General features: G+C 43.3%; 12 protein-coding genes. 7 read left to right on the forward strand and 5 right to left on the reverse strand.

Annotation, left to right across the window (positions count from 1 at the left end):
• Positions 1-9 precede the first annotated feature (9 nt).
• Together ACESK1_RS05435 and ACESK1_RS05440 are read right to left on the reverse strand one after the other, a co-directional pair.
• Positions 10-3,033, reverse strand: a complete 3,024-nt coding sequence (locus ACESK1_RS05435) for a SusC/RagA family TonB-linked outer membrane protein (RefSeq protein ID WP_372918704.1) — start codon at positions 3,031-3,033, stop codon at positions 10-12.
• Between the two features lie 254 nt (positions 3,034-3,287).
• A complete protein-coding gene (locus ACESK1_RS05440) occupies positions 3,288-6,068 on the reverse strand; it encodes a histidine kinase (protein ID WP_372918706.1) in 2,781 nt (926 codons plus the stop codon).
• Positions 6,069-6,434: 366 nt separating this feature from the next.
• On the opposite strand from ACESK1_RS05440, the gene ACESK1_RS05445 reads away from it, so the two are divergent.
• The 6 genes from ACESK1_RS05445 to ccsA all read left to right on the forward strand — a co-directional run bounded on the left by ACESK1_RS05445 (position 6,435) and on the right by ccsA (position 14,583).
• The gene (locus ACESK1_RS05445; protein ID WP_372918708.1) at positions 6,435-6,848 is read left to right on the forward strand and encodes a YkvA family protein; all 414 of its coding nucleotides are present in this window, start codon (positions 6,435-6,437) and stop codon (positions 6,846-6,848) included.
• A 163-nt stretch (positions 6,849-7,011) separates the two neighbouring features.
• Positions 7,012-7,467 carry a pyridoxamine 5'-phosphate oxidase family protein gene (locus ACESK1_RS05450; protein ID WP_372918710.1) on the forward strand — a complete coding sequence of 152 codons (456 nt, stop codon included), beginning with the start codon at positions 7,012-7,014 and terminating at the stop codon, positions 7,465-7,467.
• Positions 7,468-7,704: 237 nt separating this feature from the next.
• Positions 7,705-8,358 (forward strand): cytochrome c nitrite reductase small subunit, encoded by a 654-nt coding sequence (gene nrfH, locus ACESK1_RS05455; RefSeq protein ID WP_372918712.1) that lies wholly within the window; start codon positions 7,705-7,707, stop codon positions 8,356-8,358.
• A 45-nt stretch (positions 8,359-8,403) separates the two neighbouring features.
• The gene (nrfA, locus tag ACESK1_RS05460; RefSeq protein ID WP_372918726.1) at positions 8,404-9,906 is read left to right on the forward strand and encodes an ammonia-forming cytochrome c nitrite reductase; all 1,503 of its coding nucleotides are present in this window, start codon (positions 8,404-8,406) and stop codon (positions 9,904-9,906) included.
• Positions 9,907-10,007: 101 nt separating this feature from the next.
• Positions 10,008-11,315 (forward strand): hypothetical protein, encoded by a 1,308-nt coding sequence (locus tag ACESK1_RS05465; RefSeq protein ID WP_372918714.1) that lies wholly within the window; start codon positions 10,008-10,010, stop codon positions 11,313-11,315.
• 31 nt (positions 11,316-11,346) lie between these two features.
• Complete coding sequence (gene ccsA, locus ACESK1_RS05470) at positions 11,347-14,583, forward strand: cytochrome c biogenesis protein CcsA (RefSeq protein WP_372918716.1); 3,237 nt, start codon at positions 11,347-11,349, stop codon at positions 14,581-14,583.
• A gap of 104 nt (positions 14,584-14,687) precedes the next feature.
• On the opposite strand, the gene ACESK1_RS05475 is transcribed toward ccsA, so the two are convergent.
• Together ACESK1_RS05475 and ACESK1_RS05480 are read right to left on the reverse strand one after the other, a co-directional pair.
• The gene (locus tag ACESK1_RS05475; protein WP_372918718.1) at positions 14,688-16,127 is read right to left on the reverse strand and encodes an aspartate aminotransferase family protein; all 1,440 of its coding nucleotides are present in this window, start codon (positions 16,125-16,127) and stop codon (positions 14,688-14,690) included.
• Positions 16,128-16,192: 65 nt separating this feature from the next.
• Positions 16,193-16,420: a hypothetical protein gene (locus tag ACESK1_RS05480; RefSeq protein ID WP_372918720.1), complete on the reverse strand. Its 228-nt coding sequence runs from the start codon at positions 16,418-16,420 to the stop codon at positions 16,193-16,195.
• A 171-nt stretch (positions 16,421-16,591) separates the two neighbouring features.
• Here ACESK1_RS05480 and ACESK1_RS05485 point away from each other — a divergent pair, with 171 nt between their 5' ends.
• Positions 16,592-16,744: a hypothetical protein gene (locus ACESK1_RS05485; protein ID WP_372918722.1), complete on the forward strand. Its 153-nt coding sequence runs from the start codon at positions 16,592-16,594 to the stop codon at positions 16,742-16,744.
• Between the two features lie 56 nt (positions 16,745-16,800).
• On the opposite strand, the gene ACESK1_RS05490 is transcribed toward ACESK1_RS05485, so the two are convergent.
• On the reverse strand, positions 16,801-17,351 hold a 551-nt coding region (locus ACESK1_RS05490), incomplete at its 5' end, for a GNAT family N-acetyltransferase (protein ID WP_372918724.1).

Raw genomic sequence — 17,351 nt, forward strand, 5'->3', positions numbered from 1 at the left:
CTCAGTATTTTAGAATTTTAAGTTTAGTCCGGCCATATAAATACGCGGTACAGGGTAGAAACCAAAATCGATTCCTCCACCGATAGGCTCGCCGGTTGATGCAGCAGGATCAAATCCCTTGTAATCAGTAAAAGTATACAGGTTATTTACCGCTGCATAAAATCTCAATGATTGGATACCTACAGAAGAAACCAAGGTTTCAGGAAGGGTATATCCCAGCTGTATGTTCTGGATTCTCGCATAAGAAGCATCCTCCACGTAAAATTCTGAAAGCACTCTGTTCGAGGTTGCCCCGGAAGTAAGCCTTGGAACAGTAGTACTGGTCCCTTCGCCTCTCCATCGATCCATCACATAAGCGTGACGGTTTACGTTTGGCTGACTTCTTTCATAGTTTCTTACCATATCATTCCCTAAAGAAGCATAGGTATAAGCCGTGAAATCGAAATTCTTATAATTTACATTTATGTTTATTCCCATAGTAGCATCCGGAATAGGATCTCCAATATTGGTTCGGTCATCGGGAGTGATTTCCCCGTCTCCATCCAGGTCTACATATCTCAGGTCACCGGGAGCGGCATCAGCACCAAGTTCCTTTTGAGAAGGATGTGCATCCACCTCAGCCTGGTTCTGGAAGATCCCATCGGTTTTGTAACCATAGAAATATCCCATTGGGAAACCGGGCTCAAAACGCGAAGGCTGTGGCTGCCCTACTCCAAACTGTCCTCCGGGAATGAAATCAACCCCGTTTATAGCGGTTACCTCATTCTTAAGGAAAGTAGCATTATAGCTCAAATTAAAGTTGAAGTCGTCACTTACATAATTGCGGTATTTGATGGCGAATTCCAAACCTTCATTTCGGGTGGTACCGGCATTAATGGTTGGCGAACCGGAACCCGGAGCTCCACCTCCATGAATTCCTGATACAGGTATTCCTGAAACCAAAAGATCTTTACGGTCTTCCCTGAAGATATCGGCCTCGATCTCTACCTGGCCATCCCATAAACGAAGATCCATCCCGATGTTGGTTTTTTCAGATTCCTCCCAGCCGGAAAGCGGGTTGGCTATCCTACCCATTGCTGTTCCGTTAACAAGGTTTCCGTCAAGAACATAAGTGGCCTCCCCATCAAGGAGCGAACGATAAAACTCGGCGCCTCCTGCTTCATCATTACCAAGAACCCCAAAACTTCCTCTTAATTTCAAGAAAGAGATCACTTCAGAGTTTGCAAGGAAATCTTCCTCTGAAAGGATCCATCCTGCGGTGAATGATGGGAAAGTACCCACCCGGTTTTGAGTACTGAATCTTGTAGAAGAATCTCTACGAAGCATCCCTGATACCAGGTATTTTCCCTGATAGTCATATTGTAATCTTCCGAAAAAAGAAAGCTTACGGATATCATATTTATAGGACCCGTTGTTGATCCCGTCATTGGTACCTGTTGTTAGGCTGATATCGGCAAATTCCCAGGAATTATTTGGTACATCAAAGCCGGTAGCAAACAGGCCGTCACCCCAGTCACGAATAACCGTCATCCCCGCTGTAGCGGTAATATGATGCGTCTCATCAAAGGTGTTGTCGTAAGTACCAAAAAGGTCATAGGTATAAGAGTTATCATTGATCCTGTTCTGGTTTACCGTACTTCTGGGTACATTAAACACCTTCCCTGATCCGTACTCTACTATGGGCGAAAAATCTTTTCCTTTGCTGTTGCTAAGATTGTAACCGATACGGGAAGTAAAAGTTAACTCTTCAATTGGGGTGTACTCCAGACTGAATGACCCGTTAAATTTATTAAGGTTATAATCATTAAAGGTATTTTCTATTTGAGAAAGCGGGTTGATAATTTCATTCCCTAATCTTCCATCAAGGTCCTCCTCGTCTATCGCAAAAGTTGGCGCCATATTCAGGGCATTAAACAATACCGAGCCAAGTCCGTTCTCGTTGATCGAACGGCGATCTATACTGGTATAAATAGAGTTGGCTTGTAATTTGAACTCATCAGTGATATCAATTCCTAAATTGAACCTGGCAGTATTTCGTTGGAAATCAGATTTATCTCCTCCAATAATCCCCTCCTGGTTTAGGTGAGAGGCACCTACTGAATAAGTTACTCTTTCAGAACCTCCACTAAGAGTTAGGTTGTGATTAATAATTGGTGCGGTCTCAAATACTGCATCCTGGAAATCGGTGCCTTCTCCTAACTCACTAACATCCGGATAAGGAATTTCCTGCCCGTTATTGGCATAGCTTTCATTTAAAAGCAAAGCATATTCAGTGGCATTCAAAAGTGGTAGCTGGCGGGAAGTTTCCTGCATTCCTACATAAGAATCATATTGTATGGTAGGAGCCATATCTTTCTTTCCTCCTTTTGTGGTGATAAGTACCACCCCGTTCGCACCGGCAATACCGTATATGGCGGCCTGCGCATCCTTTAGGATAGAGATAGATTCCACATCATTAGGGTTTAGGGTTCCAAGATCTCCCTGGTACCCGTCAATAAGTACCAATGGCCCGTTAACACTATTGGAGGCAACCCCCCGAATGTTGATGTTGATCCCGGCTCCGGGAGCACCTGAAGACGGAGTTACATTCACCCCTGCTGCAGTACCCTGCAAGGCCTGCTCCAACCTGATAGGCTTCATTTCTTCAATGGTCTCACTGGAAACTACAGAAACAGCTCCGGTGATATCCTTTCGCTGCTGAGTTCCGTATCCGATCACCACCACCTCTTCCAGTGCTGCTGAATCAGAATTAAGAACGATATTAAGGAACGATTCTCCCTCAACGGGAACTTCCTTCGTTTCAAAACCTACATAAGATAAAACAAGTACGTTTTCTTCGCTAACCCCGCTAATGGAAAAATTACCATCAAAATCGGTAGTAGTTCCCCGGGTTTCTCCTTTTACAAGTACATTAACCCCTAATAGCGGCATTCCATTCTCATCAGTCACATTACCTTCTACTGTAAAGGTCTGTGCCTGCATCGAGAAAACTCCGCCGAATAGGAGCAGTATTGAAAATAAAAATTTCTTCATTGGAATAAATATTTGAATTTGTTACTGCAATCTATTAAAGAATTGTTAAGAAGAACAAAAACTCACCTTTACAAAAAGTATACACATCAAAATACAGGCTGTATTATTACGGAATTTGCAAAGAAAAGGGGATAAATTTCCCAATAACAGGGCTTGTACAAAGAACCACAGGGAGGGAACTTAAATGTAACATTAACAGATGTTTGCAGCCTGTGTAGAGTTGATGTAGAGTTTTTTTAGGGTGATGTAAAGCTTTATACCTCCAAAATATAGTCAGTTAAATTCACTTCACGGGGCAAATCCATCTTTTTTCGCAAACGATATCGTTTAATCTCTACACTTTTTACCGAAATATTAAGAAGTGGCGCAATTTCCTTAGAGCTTAAATTAAGGCGCAGGTAGGCACAAAGTTTAAGATCGTTACTGGTAAGATCAGGATGCTTCGCTTTCATCTTCTTGAAGAAGTCTTTATCAGCATTGCTGAAGGCTTTCTTGAAGAACTTCCAGTTATCCTCTTCACTAATCTCTTTATCGATGGTCTTCACTACCGAGCGAACCTGTGCCGATTGTTCTGCATCTTTTAAGCGGTCCTTTACGATATTGAGGAACTCATTCTTTTTAATAAGGCTCATAGTAGAAACGGCCAGTTCCTTATTCTTACTGGTCATATTCTGTTCGAGCTCCCTGTTCTTGAGCTTTATGATCTCCTGTTCGGCTTCGAGATTCTTCATTCTAAGGGCTTTTTCGCTTTCCTCCACGAACTTTTCATGCCTGCGTTTATAGATCTTATGTACCGCAAATAGCAGGGCGGCAAAAAGAAGCAGATAGACAATAAGCGCGGTGTAACTCAAATACCAGGGACGGGCAATGCTGAATTCATAGGCTGCAGATGGCCCGATCTTATCTCCTATCCTGGCCCTTACTTCAAATTCGTACTCCCCGAAGGGCAGGTTCTTAAATTCGGCGTTGGGAATTTCACTCCAGGGACTCCATAAGGTGGTAAAGCCGGAAAGACGATAGCTGTACTCCGGGGTGAGAAATTTCTTGTATTCCGGTATACTGAAATTAAAAATGATATTGTTGGTCTTGTAATGAAAAGGCTCTTCCTCATTCAAGCTAAGGCGTTGCGGTTCTTCATCCAGTGCAGCGTTGTAAACGCTGTTTATACGCGGCTGATAATCTCCCGGTTCAAAATCAGAATTCTCCAGCTTCATATAACCGTTTGCGATCCCCAGAAGACGGGTTCCGTTGTTCAGGGCGGTGATATTCTCATAACCCGGGGTGATGTTCTGTAGCTCTTCCGAGAGATAAATGGAGTTAAGCTTAAAGCCCGAGCTTAACGGGTCGGGATTGATATTCAGCAGCGCATTGTGAGAAAAAGCCCATAACCCGTCCCCGTCTTCCCGCACGAATTTTCCTGAAATCCGCTTTTCATCACTTAGGATTTCAGCCAGGTTATTTTCAGCGGTAAAGGAATCTTCCGTGGGGAGATATTTAAAAACGTTTTCTTTGGTGGCGAAATACAATTCATTCCTGAAATTAAAAAGACTGGAGGTAATTCCCGATACGCTCTCAAAAGGATAATTCTGAATCTCCTCAAAACCATCTAAGGCCTCGTTTAATCTTAGTCTGAAAACCCCTTTATGCTCATTCCCTACCCAGATATTTCCGTTTTCTTCAGAAACGATAAATTTTGAAGAATGCGGAAAGCCTTCCAGCATAGGTAATTCCTCAAAGCTGTTACCGTCACGTTTCAGCAGGCTTAAGCCATTGTAATGCCCTTGAATATAATATCCGGGATGACTTTTAAGCTCGAGGACGAGCCAGGTCCCAAAGCGCTCAGCGATATGCTCTTTTTGAATACCTTCAACAACTGAAGTCCCGGTATTGTGCCCACAAAATAAAACCCCGTCAATAAAATTGAGATTCCAGACCTGCCCGTTACTGCCTTCGATAAATTTAAATTCCTCTTCGCCGTTTTTACGGTAATAGAGGCCCTGGTTGGTTCCAAGATATAAATATTCCGAATTCTCGAAGGAGGTATAAACAGTCCCTATTTTACCGTAGAGGTCCTGATATATTTTAAAAGGGGAATCCAGATTTATTACATTAAGCCCATTATCCAGTGCGGCCCAGATATTATTATTCCGGTCTTCAAAAAGTCTTAACACCGTATTATTAAGAAAGCCGTTCTCCTGATTGAAATGATGAAGGATTTCCCCCTCTTCATTCACGTGAAAGATCCCGTCTTCAACCGTCCCCAGTAGCATTGCCCTATCTACCTGCAGAGCCGAAAAAATACTTCTTCCCCTAAGTTGCCTGCTTAATTCCTGCTGGTATTGTTCCAGTTTTTCCTGATCCCATCTGTAAAACCGAGCGTCCCGACTAATCAGCACCAGCTCATTTTCATCTTTGAAGACTTCAATCAATTCTACGTCCCCCATACTTTCCGTGGGAATTACCAACTCAGGTTCCCCGTTCTTTATACTATATAATCCGCCCTGGGCCACCTGGTAATAGATCTCTCCCTCCGTCTCAAACAGGTTTATCACCACCTCGTCGGGCACGGGAAATTCAGAAAGTTTTTCCTTTTGAATATCATAAAGATAAAGTCCTTCAAAACTGTGAAAGATCACGGTTTCTCCCACATTTTCAATATGCCAGAACTGCTGTCCATCTCTTAGTTCTCCGGGGAATTGTGGCACCAGGCTGGTATATTGAAGTACGCCTTCTTCATCGCGCTTCCAGAATCCAAGTTCCTTGTAGGCTCCGGTAAATATAAGCTCCCCTACCACCTTAACCGATCTCACCACGCTTTCATTCGGAACAGGATAGAGTTTCCATTCAGCTCCGTTATACTCAAGCAGACCGGCACTGTTAGCCACATAAATATTATCGTTGGCAGCCTGGGATATCATCCAGTTCTGGTTTCCCCCGCCATAGAGGTTGGAATTAAAATTTATTACAGGGGGCAATTCCTGCGCAGAAATCACAGCAGAAAACATTATAAAAAACAGAAGGAATAATAATCGCAAGAGACAAAATTTTCAGGCTAAGTTAATGAAAAGAGACAAAAGATTAAGAGGCAAAAGAGAAGAGAGAAAAGAAAAGAGAAGAGAAGAGACCAGAGCCTGGAGACCCGTCTAATGACTAAAGTCTAAATACTAACAGAAGAAAAGCCCGCCCCTCGCTAAAGTGTTTTGAGACAGGCAGGCTCTATGAAATGATTACCCTTGCAAGTAAGGGGAAAGTTTCCTGTTTTCATACTGGGGCTTTCCTGTATTTTAGGTAACCCCATTAATCCGGCTCAAAATTCATAATCTTCTGTTATAAGCGCCGTGTCGTTTACCAGACTCGACATAAATTCTTAATTTTAGCCGAAATAAAAACATAGCTTATAAATGTCAGGAATTTCTCAGGAGAAAGCAGATCAAGAATTAAAGAAGAGACAAAAATCCTTTTCCCGAACAAAACTGAAGCAGCTTTTTAAGGAAAAGAATTCTTTGTTCTCCAAATTTCTTAACATCGGAAACCTTAACGAATATTACCGGGATTTCGTCGATTTGTTCTCTCTGCTGCAGGATTGGTATAAAGGCAGGTACAAAGACGTTCCATGGCTGGTGATCTCTTCGGTAGGAGGAGCTCTTGTATATGTACTTTCTCCCATAGACCTCATCCCCGATTTTCTGCCCTTTGTAGGTTATCTGGACGATGCTGCTGTCTTTGCTGCCCTGCTGAAATATGTTAGAACCGACTTAAGAAAGTACCGCGATTGGAAATACGATGAAGATCGCTCTCCTGTGGTGAATGATTAATCCGTTTTTCTGCTTCAAGGCATAAGCCAGGCCTCTTGCAATCCCAAAAACCGACAAAAATCTATGTATCATCATTTTGATGACACATGTCATTTTTTATCTGGAGATGGAGTCTTAAATTATAGCTATAATTTTATAGTATCCTATTCAAATCTCAGGGAGAATGACAATGCAAGCCATGACCACAAATGAAAGTATTAAGTTGCTTTCTGAAAATTATATTGGCCGTCTTGGATATTTATCGAAAGCCAGGCCGGAGATAATTCCCATTACCTATTATTTCGATCCTGAACACAAGGCGATTCTAACTTATTCCGGACCTGGAAATAAAATTGATGCTATGCGAAAAAATCCTCTGGTCTCTTTTCAGGTGGATGAGATCACTGATTTAGAAAAATGGAAATCGGTTTTACTATTTGGAAGTTTTGAGGAATTAGAGGGAATTGACGCCAAATATATGCTCCATCAATTTTCAGAAGGAGTGAAAAAATTATTAGAAAATAAAGAGAAAACCACTCCCGATTTCATCCGGGAATTTTCCAGTAAAATAAATAGTCCGGATACTCCTATTATTTATCGGATTAATATTGATGAGATCATTGGACGTCAAAGAGCCTAGAATAAAAAGGCATTAGTTTATTTTATTTAGGCATATAATTCATGTCATTCTTCAGCCGGGTTCCCTTATAGCACCACTTTAACAAATTATAATTTTTTATTATCTTTAACAGGGCTAATCCACTTAGCCCGAATAAAAAGAAACAAAAATTTGATATAAAAATAACAAAACAGGACCAGGATCATATTTTAAGTGATTTCCCGGTTCTATTTTTACCTCGTAATAAACTGCGGAAATATGGCCGGACCTGTAAAGAAAAGGAGCTTCCTTCATAGGCTGCTTCCTCCCCCCAAATGGAGATTGGTTGCTACTCTCATCCTCGGAGCATTTTTTGGTCTCGGATTTTATATCTTAAAACTCAGTAATGCAGCTTCATACTTATCTGATGATCCTAAAGCCTGTATTAACTGCCACGTAATGACACCTCAATATCTTACCTGGAATAAAAGCTCCCACCGGGAAGTAGCCAGTTGTAACGATTGCCATGTGCCGCAGGATAATGTGTTCAACCAATATTACTTCAAAGCGATGGACGGGCTGTACCATTCTGCCGTTTTCACTATGCGGGCAGAACCCGAAGTGATCGTAGCCCGGGAAGCTTCTGCTGAAGTTATTCAGAATAATTGTATTCGCTGTCACGATACCCGTGTCACAGACGCCAAATTACTTGCCACTATAGACGATCACGAATTCCACAGAACAGATAGAACCTGCTGGGAATGTCACAAGGAAGTGCCGCATGGCAAGGTGAAAAGTCTTTCTTCCGTAGGTCATCAAATTGAACCAATACCCGTACATATTCCGGAAAAGAGAGATATTATCCCCGAATGGTTGAGATCTTACATTACCGATGAAGAAAAAGGAGACACTATAACCGAACCTGTACCATAAATCTAAACCCAATTGATCGAAAATAAGTACTAGCCACTAACCTATATACCAATGAGAAACTGGATAATTTTAATTGTAACGATCATAGCAGTCTTTCTGCTGGCACTGCTTGCCAATTCAATAATTGACCGGAAGGCAGAAGCCCGGTTTGCCTATCAACCTAAGGTGGAAATAGAAGGAATAGAGCCCAGGGATTCTGTTTGGGGCCTTAATTACCCAAGGCAATATCAGTCTTACCGCAAAACAGCCGATACTACCTTCAAAGGACTTTACAGTACCAGCGGATTTGCTGATGTGCTGGACGACCAGCCGGAACTGGTCATCCTTTGGGCAGGATACGGCTTCAGTAAAGATTACAATCAACCCCGCGGCCACGCTCATGCAATAACAGACATTCAGCGCACCGCAAGGGTGGGATCTCCCTGGGAAAAAGGGGACGGACCAATGCCGAGTACCTGCTGGACATGTAAGAGTACCGACGTGCCCAGATTGATGAGTGAAATAGGAGTGACCGAATTCTACAGTCAGAAATTTTCAGATTTTGGTAGTGAGATGATCAATCCAATTGGCTGTGCCGATTGTCACGACCCGAAAACCATGAACCTGACTATCACCCGCCCGGCCCTTGTGGAAGCCTTTGAGGCTATGGGCAAAGTGATTGGCGATGCCTCTCACCAGGAAATGCGATCGCTGGTTTGTGCGCAGTGTCACGTAGAATACTATTTTGCCAAGGATCTTCCGGGCAAAGAAGATGCGGCTTATCTCACCTTCCCATGGGAAGACGGTTTAACCGTGGAATCTATGGAAGAATATTATGATAATATTGACTTTGCCGACTGGGTGCACCCCTTGAGCAAAACCCCGATGATAAAAGCCCAGCACCCGGATTACGAAATTTTCTCTATGGGCGTACACGCTAAAAGAGGAGTTTCCTGTGCAGATTGCCACATGCCTTATAAGACCGAAGGCGGACAAAAATTCACCGATCACCACATTGGGTCCCCTTTATCGAATGTTGAAAACTCCTGCTTTGTGTGTCACAGGGAGAAAAAAGAAGATCTGGTATCGGATGTTTATGAGCGCCAACGCAAGATCAAAGAAGGAACAGGCTATTTGCAAAAGGAGCTGGCCAAGGCACATATTGAGGCCAAAAAAGCCTGGGACCTCGGCGCTACCGAAGCACAGATGGAAGATATCCTAACAGGAATAAGACATGCGCAATGGCGCTGGGATTTCTCTGTTGCCTCCCACGGGGCCGCTTTTCACGCTCCGCTGGAAACCAGCAGGATTGTAACCTCGGCTACCGGGAAGATCCAGGAAACCCGTATTGAGTTAGTACGCCTTCTGGCCTCCCTTGGTCATAATGAGCCGGTTGAAATGCCTGATTTCGATAGTAAGGAATACCTACAGGAATATATTGGTTTGGATATGCCTGCGGAAGTCCAGAATAAACAGCGATATATTGAAGAGGTTGTTCCCCAATGGCTAAAAGAAGGTAAAGTAAGAGAAGCAGCAACTTTGCCGGGAGGAAAAACTTCAGAAGAATAAAATCCAAACGCCTGCCAGCCTGAATTACTGCTGGCAGGCATAAAAACTCCCGGAAATTATCGGGGTTCATTAACACAAAGTGAGTAAATAAAATTCCATTGATGAAAATAACAGGGATTACAAGCCTGATACTTATTCTTTCCTTTTCCTTTACAACTAATGTACATGCTCAATTTAATGTAGATGGGCAAATTGTGCAAAGAGGCGAGTATCGACACGGCTACGGAAAACTTATTGAAGAAAACCAGGAAGCCGCCGCCTTCATAGCTCAGCGGGCACGTATAAATGTGCAATATGAAATGGAGCGGTTTAAATTTTATGTTAGTGTGCAGGATGTTCGCACCTGGGGAAACACCCCGCAGGTAAAGCTCACCGACAATTTTCTATCTCTGCATGAGGCCTGGGCTGAAACTTTTCTTTCAGATAATTTCAGTATAAAACTGGGACGCCAGGAACTCAATTATGACAATTTCCGGTTTCTGGGCAACCTGGACTGGGCATTGCAGGGTCGGGCACACGATTTTGCACTTTTAAAATATGAAAAGGGAACTGCAAAATTACACGCGGGGGCTGGTTACAACCAGGATACCCAAGGCCTAAGTGGAAATTTCTTCAGCACGCCCAATCAATATAAAGTGGCTCATTTCCTCAGATATGAGAACAGGCTTGGAGACTTTGATTTCTCTTTGCTTTTCTGGAATAATGGATTACAGTATTCTGAAAGCGAGAATAATGACGAAATAATTGATACCGGAATTCATTATCGCCAAACCATTGGTCTTCCTGCTCTAAAATATCAGCTGGGCAACACCGGTTTATCGGGCTTTTATTATCATCAGTTCGGGAAAGACCTGCAGGGAAGGGATGTCAGTGCTTTTGATGCCAGCGCCCAGATCACGCAAAATTTCCCCATAGATTCAGAAAAAGGACAAAGCCTTAAGTTAACCCTGGGAATGGAATTGCTTAGCGGAACAGATCCTGATAACAACGCAGAAAACAACTCCTTTTCTCCCCATTATGGTACTAACCACGCTCATAACGGATATATGGATATGTTTTATGTAGGCGGAAGACACGAGAATTCTATAGGTTTAAGAGACCTGTTTCTAAGGATGAGATATGATATGAACAAGAAGTTATTTATGTCTCTAAACACTCATTCCTTCAACAGCTTTACCCCCTATTCCGACAATGAAGATGTTCACCTTGGCTATGAAACAGATCTTGCCCTGGGATTTATTCTGAACAGGTCGGTTTCCTTACAGGCGGGATACAGCCAGTTCTTTCAAAAGGACAGCATGGAAAATTTACAGAATGTACAGAATCCCGCAGGAGTCCAAAACTGGGGATACCTCATGATGATATATCGGCCAACGATGAAAAACCGGTTTATAGGGCTGCTGTTCTAAAAGGATAAATAATTAGTTAATTAAGATTGTTATGAAATTACTGAAGTTGCTGTTGTCTACAAAGATCTCTCTCGTGCTTATTATAATTTTTGCGGTTTCCATGGGAGTAGCCACTTTTGTCGAAAATGATTACGGCACAGCTGTAGCGAGAGAGGCGGTTTATGAAGCCTGGTGGTTTGAAGTTATACTGATATGGCTGGCAGTGAATTTCGTTTCCCATATTCAAAAATACAAGCTGTTTTCCGCAAAGCGCTGGCCGGTTGGCCTCTTTCACATCGCCTTTGTGATCATGATAATCGGGGCCGGGGTAACCAGGTATTTTGGAGAAGAAGGAGTTATTCACATCAGAGAGGGTGAGGTAAAACATTCATTTTTTTCCGCAGGTCATTTTCTTCAGATAACTGAAGCAGGACAGGATAAAAATCTTCGTTACGAAAAGCCGATGGAATTAAGCTCCTACAAATTTGAGCCACAAACCATAGTCGCCAATCTGGGCAAGCGTTCATTTATTGTTTCTCTTGAAGAATATATCCAGGGAGCTCATAAAGAATACAAACCCGGAAAGGATACCCTTATTGACATGGCCCTGGCCCTGGGCGGAGAAAGGGAAGACCATATGCTTAGCAAAGGAGAAGATCTGCCTATGGGTAATCTGGCACTCTCAACCAGCAAAGATGGAAAAGGAGATATTCGCATCTTTAAAGAGGATAGTCTCTGGATGGTGCAGAGCAACAGGGATATGCACATTATAGAGATGACCAGTCAGAAAATGGGGACGCTCAGGGCTGGAGAAACCCGGCCTTTGCAAATGAGAAACCTTTACCAGGTGGATTCGGCGGCATTTCTTATCAAAGGAATACACGAAGGAAAAAAGATCGTATACCACGCCGATGATCATGGTGGGACGGCGACCGAGGAAACCGATGTCCTGAAAATCAAGGTAACCGACGACAGCGGAAATGAGGTTTTAAATACCTTTACTCCCCTGGTAAGCCGGGATCCTCAGAAACATGTTTTTTTCGTTGATGATGAAAAGTACACCCTGGCCTATGGCCCCCGGGAAGAGATGCTGCCCTTCGCTCTTCAGTTAAGGGATTTTGAGCTGGAACGTTATCCCGGAAGTGAAAGTCCGGCAAGTTATGCCAGCGAAGTTCAGGTTATAGACCACGACAACAGTTTTCCGTACAGGATCTATATGAACAATGTGCTGGATTATAAAGGATACCGCTTCTACCAGGCTTCTTACGACACCGATGAAGAAGGCACGATCTTATCTGTAAGCCAGGATCGACCGGGCACATATATCACGTATTTCTCTTATACCCTGCTCACTATTGGAATGTTTTTCACCTTTTTCGTTAAAGGAAGTCGCTTCAGTTTATTAAACAGGCGTTTAAAAGCACAATCGGAAGCCGAGGCCAGAAAATCTTCTAAGGCAGGCGTAAAAAACAAAGAGAAATGGGTAGCCGATTCAGAAATAAGAAAATCTAAAGTCTTTATCCCCAGAACTACGCTTTTAACTATACTTCTTATCCTCCTCTTTTTTATCTTCGGAATACAGGCCTACGCCCAGGAAGACCTTCCTGATGTGAGGCATACTGTTGTCCCTGTAGACCACGCTGAAGCCTATGGAGGTTTGGTGGTGCAGGATCTTGACGGAAGGATGAAACCCCTAAACACCCTGGCCAATGAAATCACCAGAAAACTCAGTGGCCGCTCCAGCATAAACGTAGCGCAAGACGAGGAAGATATCGAATTAACAGCGGAACAATTTCTGCTGGCGATGCAGCTGGACCCTAAAGCTTTCAGTGATTTGCCTCTTATCAAGGTTGATCCTGAAAAAGCCGGAATGATCTTTAAGACTTTGGAGAAAGACCCGGTAAACAAACTGAGTTTTAAAGGACTAATCGATCCTGATGGCAAGTATTTGCTTCAGGAAATTGTAGAAGAAGCTAACCGACTTAAACCTGCAGAGAGAAACGAGGCTCATAAGGAACTTCTAAAAGTAGATGAGCGCTTCAATATTTTCTATGCCATTCTTCGGGGGGATTTCCTTAAAATGTTTCCGAAGAAGGAAGACAACAATAATACCTGGTATACCACCAATCAACATAGCAAGTTTAACGAGGAAGACGCCCATTTTGTAAAAAACGTAAGCCCTCTTTACCTGTCAGCTCTGGGCAAAGGCTTTGTTTCCGGTGATTACAATGAAGCTTACGAAGTGCTATCTTATATACGCCTCTTCCAGGAAAAGGCAGGATCGGCGGTATATCCCGAAGATAAACTATTGGCTGCAGAATTATTTTATAACGAATTGAATTTAGGAAACCGCCTTTTTGGCTTTTTCTGGATCCTGGGAGCATTAATGCTCATCCTGGCCATCATTAAACTCTTCAAACAATACAAATGGGTAACAATTTCCTGGAATACAGGGCTGGTTTTCGCCTGGCTGGGACTGGTGCTTTTCACCTTTCACCTCGGACTCCGCTGGTATATTGCAGGTCGGGCTCCCTGGAGCGACGGCTTCGAGATGCTTGTTTTTGTAGCCTGGTGTATCTTGTTATTCGGATTGCTATTCGAGAAAAAATCTCATTTCACGGTGCCATTAGGGATTCTGTTTTCGGGAACCCTGCTGTTCGTCGCCTTTCTCGACTGGCTTAACCCGGAGATCACCAACCTGATGCCGGTATTACATTCCTATTGGCTAAAAATTCACGTAGCGATCATTGTGAGTGGATACGCACCACTTGCCCTGGCCGCTTTGCTGGCGCTGCTAAGCCTTTTGCTGCTCATTTTCAAACCCGTAACACCTTCCTCTAAATGGTGGAAGAGTATGCAGGAATTGAGCATGGTTAATGAGATGTCTATCACCATTGGTTTATTCCTGCTGGCCGTGGGCACCTTCCTGGGAGGCGTTTGGGCAAACGAAAGCTGGGGCCGCTATTGGGCCTGGGACCCTAAAGAAACCTGGGCGCTCATTTCCATAATGGTTTACGCCTTTGTACTGCACTTAAGGCTCATCCCGAAATTAAAGAATTCGCTCGTGCTCAATGTGGCAAGTTTATGGGCTTTTTCCTCTATAATCATGACTTCCTTTGGAGTTAATTATTACCTCTCAGGTCTGCATTCCTATGCTTCCGGAGATCCGGTGCCAATTCCGGGCTGGGTTTACTGGATGGTTGCAGCCTTGATGGTAATTACGGTGCTGGCTATTTTCCGTTACCGGAAATTATCAAAAAAGGAACGGAAGGATTTATTGGCAGTTTAGAACGGCGGGAATTTTAAATGCTTTATTCGAAACTAATGTATCAAAGACCCAATGAATAAAAGGGCTGAAAAAATACCAAACTTTAAACCCTTAACAATGAATATTTAAAGCCTACCCAACAACCTGGTTCGGGCTTTATCAAGAAGCTCCACGGCCTTATCCACGTGTTCGATCTTAGTTCGGAAGGCCAGCAGGGCCATTCTGATCACGAAGCGACCGTTGATATTAGTAGAGCTAAAGAAAACCGTACCGTCATTATGGATCTCTTTCAGCAGCTTTTTATTGAAGTCGGTTTCGTTTTCTGAAACCGGCCACCAGAAGTAGCTTACCGAAAGGTCGGGTTCAGGGCCAAGCGCGAAACCTTTTTCTTTCAATCGTTCCCTGAAATAGGCAGTGAGCAATAACTTTTCTTCCAGACAGGCCACAAAAGGCTTTATCCCGTGCAGTTGCAGAGGCAACCAGAGACGCATTGCCCGGAAGTGTTTGGTAAGTTCCGGAGAGACGTCGGCGGGATTTATCTCTGAATCATTTTCAAGGGCGTCCTGCATATAATTTGCGCTGCGATGATGAGAATGAAAAACCGCGTCCCTGTCTTTTACCAGAACCGCTCCTAGTCCGAAAGGGAGAAATAGTCCTTTATGCGGATCTACGGCCAGGGAATCTGCCTTTTCTATACCTTTAAAAAGATGTTTCCGCTCTTCGCTTAATATGAAGAAACCACCGTAAGCAGCATCCACGTGATACCATAATTCATTGGCTTCGGCGATCTCTCCCAATTCGTTTAAAGGATCCATCGCCCCTGTGTCTGTTGTCCCTGCGGAAGCGATCAGCAGAAATGGGTTTAAACCTGTCGCTTTATCTTCTTCCAGTTTTTGTTTGAGATCTGAAGCGATGATCCTTGAGCCTTCGTCCAGCTGAAGTTCCCTGATGATGACATCTTCCAGCCCGATGATCCTTAAAGCCTTCAGGTTGCAATGATGCAACTGCGGACTCAGGTACACAACGCTCTTTTCGATTTTTGCTCCTTTGATTTTGTGTTTATCCCTGGCGGCGGTCAGGGCGATGAGGTTGGCGATAGAACCTCCGGAGCTGAGATTCCCCACAGCAGATTCCGGAAAACCGAAAAGGGTTTTCATCCAGTTGAGGAGTTCATGTTCCATGGCCACCGCTCCCGGAGAGGCGAAAGACATCCCCGCGTATTCATTGGTAATAGCAGCCAGGAAATCTCCCAGCGCCGAAGCGTAGATCCCGCCCCCGGGAATATAGCCCATATAGCCTCCCGAGGCAGGTTTGATCCCCTTCCCCGCCACCTCAGTTGCGAAGGTTTCAAGGATCTTTTCCATAGGCCTGGATTCCTCTCCAAAAGCAAAAGCTTCCTGTCGGGGTTTTTCGGGAGAATAAGTCCCGAAAGTTGGCAGCCCGTTCAGAAAGCTGTTCGAATATTCCTTTACCTCATTGAGATAAGCTTCCCGCTGTTCAGGGGAAGGTTCCAGACCGGCAGATTTTCTCTGCAGGGCCAGGATCCGGGTCTTTAGATCGTCCATCAAAATTCAATTTACAAACAAAGCTAAAGAAAAATCCAGGGATTAGCCACAGCTTATAGTTGCTTTCAGACTACGATTTTTTTCTCCGGGTCTACCGTGATCTCATTTTCCGGACTTTCAGCAGGCTGTGTCTCCTTGCGTCTCTTATTATAGTTCCAGGCCAGGTAAACTGCCCCGGCAGCGGCACCTAATCCCACTCCAAGAAGTCCGCCTTTTCTGACAGCGAATTTTCCCACTTTAAGGGCTAAAGCTCTTTTGCCCCATTTTTTAGCTTTTTTGGTTAAATTTTTCATGCTCATTTTATTTTTAGTTCAGTCCTTAAATCAGAGGGTATTCTGTCTTTTTAAGGCTGTATTATATAAATAAAGATACGCCGCGAGCCGGCAGCGGAAAAATTAAAAACCTGAAAGTATTGTGAAAGAAGCTTAAGAAAAGCTTATTTTTTAGGTAAATTGTATGAAATTATGCTTGTAATCCTTTCAAATACCGTCTTAGGTTATGCCCTGATCAGCGGCGCGGTACTCCTCGCTGTGGTGATTTATACCATCATCAAACTGCGGAAACAGGTTAAAAAAGCAAAAGAAAAAGAAGAGCAAAAGAAAAACAGGAAGCTTTAAAAATCTTGCTTATCCGTTTAGAAATTTTGTGACCAGTCGAAGGCTCAGGTCTCGGTTCATAAGGTTTTTAGCATGACATAATTGGGATTAGAATGCTGTTCACTAATTTTAAAATTATGCTCCCCAATAGCTTTAAAATTACTTTTCCCATAAAACTGAAGCCCTTTCTTATTCTCAGTCCAAACAAAAAGCCAAAGTCCTTTTTGGTTATGGGTTTGTGCAATTTCAATGTTTTGCTCAAGAAGTCTCTCCCCAAGTCCCATCCCATAAAAATCTTTGAGTAGATAAAGCCTTTCAAATTTCGCTACAGGAGTGATTTGGGTAAGGGGATGAGGTTCGTTTATGATGAGTTTCGAATAACCGGCAATTTGGTCATTCACATAAATTTTATTGAAGAAGATCCTCGGATCCTGTAAATCTGCTGTAAGTTTTTTAAAGTTGAAATTTAAACCTACATAGCTTTGGATGTCTTCTGCATTGGCGCTGTGGCCGTGAGATTCTATAAATGTTTCTGTACTAAGTTGAGCAAGAGTTTCTACTTCAGTTGAACTAAAGGCTTTAATCCTTATCGACATTTTTAATTTTTTGCAAATAAAAGCAAAAGTTT

The sequence above is a fragment of the Salegentibacter sp. genome, from assembly GCF_041642575.1.
Taxonomy (GTDB): Bacteria; Bacteroidota; Bacteroidia; order Flavobacteriales; family Flavobacteriaceae; genus Salegentibacter.

Coding starts and splice junctions, on each gene's coding strand:
- ACESK1_RS05485 (WP_372918722.1), top strand. CDS start 16,592: ATGCTTGTAATCCTTTCAAATACCGTCTTAGGTTATGCCCTGATCAGC.
- ACESK1_RS05435 (WP_372918704.1), bottom strand. CDS start 3,033: ATGAAGAAATTTTTATTTTCAATACTGCTCCTATTCGGCGGAGTTTTC.
- ccsA (WP_372918716.1), top strand. CDS start 11,347: ATGAAATTACTGAAGTTGCTGTTGTCTACAAAGATCTCTCTCGTGCTT.
- ACESK1_RS05475 (WP_372918718.1), bottom strand. CDS start 16,127: ATGGACGATCTAAAGACCCGGATCCTGGCCCTGCAGAGAAAATCTGCC.
- nrfH (WP_372918712.1), top strand. CDS start 7,705: ATGGCCGGACCTGTAAAGAAAAGGAGCTTCCTTCATAGGCTGCTTCCT.
- ACESK1_RS05480 (WP_372918720.1), bottom strand. CDS start 16,420: ATGAAAAATTTAACCAAAAAAGCTAAAAAATGGGGCAAAAGAGCTTTA.
- ACESK1_RS05450 (WP_372918710.1), top strand. CDS start 7,012: ATGACAATGCAAGCCATGACCACAAATGAAAGTATTAAGTTGCTTTCT.
- ACESK1_RS05465 (WP_372918714.1), top strand. CDS start 10,008: ATGAAAATAACAGGGATTACAAGCCTGATACTTATTCTTTCCTTTTCC.
- ACESK1_RS05445 (WP_372918708.1), top strand. CDS start 6,435: ATGTCAGGAATTTCTCAGGAGAAAGCAGATCAAGAATTAAAGAAGAGA.